This is a genomic window from Streptomyces sp. NPDC002130, assembly GCF_040296465.1.
Classification (GTDB): domain Bacteria; phylum Actinomycetota; class Actinomycetes; order Streptomycetales; family Streptomycetaceae; genus Streptomyces.
Genome location: NZ_JBEOXI010001065.1, coordinates 1 through 1,179, shown reverse-complemented (window position 1 = coordinate 1,179; position 1,179 = coordinate 1). Strand labels below are relative to the sequence as shown.

Here is a 1,179-nt window from a genome sequence, read left to right as displayed (position 1 = left end):
TCGGAACCTCGACCGGCGGAACGCCGGCAATATCGCTTGCTGACGGGTGACCACGGTCCACGGCGATCAAACTCGCGAAGCGGCCGAACTGACGTGCAGCCAACAGCCACGCGAGATCGGCGCCCTCCCGGTGACCGACCAGATTCACCCAGGCGATGTTCAACTCGTCCAGCAGTACCACTGCCGAGGTCTCGTCGAGATTCTCGATCGATTCCACCGCGACGGTCCGCAGATCCGAATGATGCAGTCGCTCACACACATCGTCGTACAAGTCGACGGGGTCGCCCTTGCCGGGGAGCAGGAGTACCGCATGCTTGCTGACCGGCCCGTCGATCCGAACGGTGCACGAACCACTGCCCACCGCTACTCGAGTCAATTCCATGTCTGGAAACGGTACGCGATCCACACTGTGGAGGACCCTGGAGTCGACAGAAGTATGACCACTCATACATTCACACCACCGCTGCGAGCCCGATTTGTTCGCTCTGTACCACCTCGTTACCCCCTCCCTTCCGAGCGAAAGTGGCTTTCGGCGCATCTGAGGCGACCGATGTACCGTTCGCTCGGGTGGGGGGTGGGCCGAAGCACCGAGCGTCTGACCGGAGGAAGCGCCTCGGTCAGCTGGTCATCGACGTGCCTCGGCACCGGCGGCCGTGAGAAGCAGAACCAGTGCGTCCGCAGTGCGCGTGCAGAACGCGTCACCGTCGGCGAGGCCACTCGTGAGGCCCCGCACGATGGTGGTTGCAACGAGAATGTCGAAGGCCACATCGGCGGTCGACACGATTTCCGCGTCGGCCCGCTCGGGAAATTCGACACGCCCGCGCTCGGCGAGCGCGAGCCGGGCCGGGTCTTCCGATCTCCGAACCAGTTGTTCGTAGGCGCCGTCTTCTTGATGGTAGGCCGACAGCAGGCCGGGAATCGCTGCGCGCGTTGCCGGTTCGGCAACTCTCGCGAGGAACCATCTCGTCCAGGCCTGCATGTCGTCACGCAAATTCGACGTGGTCACCGGTAGCGCCGCATCCTGCATTCCGAAGACCGCATCCTCGATGATGGATTCCTTGGTCGCCCAGCGCCGATAAATTGCGGCAGTGCCCAGTTCGGCCCTTCGCGCGATGGCTGTGATCGTGGTCTTCTGGTAACCCTGCTCCGCCAGCAACTCGCGGGCGGCGGTGAGGATGG

The 1,179-nt window shown here is 63.6% G+C and carries 2 protein-coding genes; both read right to left on the bottom strand.

Translation table 11 applies throughout. The annotated features are described in order from the left end of the window. Window positions 1–382 (bottom strand): alpha/beta fold hydrolase (locus ABT116_RS48430; protein WP_351647914.1); only part of this gene is annotated, 382 nt, incomplete at its 3' end. A gap of 243 nt (window positions 383–625) precedes the next feature. Continuing rightward, the coding region (locus ABT116_RS48425) for a TetR/AcrR family transcriptional regulator (protein ID WP_351647912.1) at window positions 626–1,179 on the bottom strand (554 nt) is incomplete at its 5' end.